The following is a 1,726-nucleotide window of genomic DNA, read 5'->3' on the forward strand; positions in this document are numbered from 1 at the left end:
GAGCGGGGCGGGGCGGGGGGACGATGCGCTTGGCGCGCAGGTCCTTGATGACCAGCCGGGTGATGGTCTTCAGCGTGTCCAGCACGCCGCGGCCGTTGGTGGCGGCCGTCTCGAAGTCGGGGACGCCGCGCGGGTTGAGCTCCCGGCGCAGCTCCTCCACCGACAGGGTGCCCTCCAGGTCGCGCTTGTTCCACTGCATCACCAGTGGGAAGCGGTCCAACCGGATGCCGTTCTCCAGGAGGTTCTCCTCCAGGTTGGCCAGGGACTCGCGGTTGGCGTCCATGGCCTCCGCCTGCGAGTCCGCCACGAACACGACGCCGTCGGCGCCCTGGAGCACCAGCTTGCGGGTCGCGTTGTAGAAGACCTGTCCGGGCACGGTGTAGAGGGCGAGCCGCACGGAGCAGTCGCCCACGCGCTCCACCTTCACCGGCAGGAAGTCGAAGAAGAGCGTCCGGTCGCCTTCGGTGGCGATGGACATCATCTCGCCGCGGTGGGCCGGGCGAACGGTCTCGTAGACCTTTCGCAGGGTCGTCGTCTTCCCAGACAGGCCCGGGCCGTAGAAGACGATCTTCGCGGCCACTTCACGGGCCATCAGGTTCACGCTGCTCACGGTGTCAGCTTACCTAGAACGACTCGGCGTCTTGCGCCAGTTGCGGGGCAAACATTCGCGGGCGTTCCGGCCCGGTGCTCGGCCGCGAGCAGGGCGAAGAGGGCCGCCTCCTTGGCCACCTCCGGGAAGCCCAGCACGTCCAGCCGCTCCAGCGGCACCGGGGCCAGCCGCGCCCGCAGGTCCGCCATCAGCGCCGGGTTCCGCGTCCCCCCGCCCGAGGCGTACACGGCCTCCAGGTGGGGGAAGCGGGGCCGCACCCAGGTTTCGAAGGCGCGCGCGGTGGCCTCCACGGTGAAGGCGCGCGCGGTGGCCATCAGGTCATGGGGGCGCTCCGGCGCGGCCGCCCACAGCCGGTCCACCAGCGCCTCGCCGAAGCCTTCTCGGCCCGCGCTGCGCGGAGGGGGGCGGGCGAGGAACGGGTGTCTGAGCAGATCCTCCAGGAGCGCCGGCAGCACCTGGCCCCGGGACGACAGGCTCCCGTCCCGGTCGCACCCGAGCTTGCCGCCCGTCACCCGGCGCGCCAGCGCGTCCAGGACCATGTTCGCGGGCCCGGTGTCGAACGCGAGCGTGTCCTCCAGGCGCTCGCCCACCACGCTCACGTTGGCGATGCCGCCCAGGTTGAGGAACGCGCGCGTGACGTCCGGCCGCGCGCGGTTCCGGAAGACGGCCCAGTCCAGGTAGGGCACGAGCGGTGCGCCCTGGCCGCCCACCGCCATGTCGCGGGTGCGGAAGTCGCTGACGACGGGCAGGCCCGTGCGCTCGGCGATGACGGCGGCCTCGCCAATCTGGAGCGTGGAGGGCGTGGGGGACAGGTCCGACGGCAGGTGGGCCATCGTCTGGCCGTGGGAGCCGACGACGTGCACTTCGCCGGGGTCCACCCCCGCCCGGGCGAGCACGGCGAGGACGGCTTCGGCGAACTGCTCGCCCAACTCGAAGCCGAGCGCGCACAGGCTCCGGGCGTCCTGGGGGCCCAGCACCCGCGCGACCAGGTCCGGCGCGAAGGGGCGGGAGACGTGGGCCAGGAGCTCCAGCTTCACGTCCGCGCCCGTGCCCTCCACGCGGCACAGCGCCGCGTCCGCCGCGTCCACGCTGGTGCCGGACAGCACGCCCACGCAC

At 72.9% G+C, this 1,726-nt stretch carries 2 protein-coding genes; both read right to left on the minus strand.

Annotated features, from left to right (window positions below):
* Positions 1–610: GTP-binding protein (locus D7V93_RS42625; RefSeq protein WP_244237840.1), on the minus strand; the 610-nt coding region annotated here is incomplete at its 3' end.
* Positions 607–1,726, minus strand: a 1,120-nt coding sequence (locus tag D7V93_RS42630) for an anhydro-N-acetylmuramic acid kinase (protein ID WP_244237841.1), incomplete at its 5' end; no start/stop codon positions are given. The genes D7V93_RS42625 and D7V93_RS42630, both read right to left, overlap by 4 nt.

Origin of the sequence: Corallococcus llansteffanensis (genome assembly GCF_003612055.1) — a bacterium.
Classification (GTDB): domain Bacteria; phylum Myxococcota; class Myxococcia; order Myxococcales; family Myxococcaceae; genus Corallococcus; species Corallococcus llansteffanensis.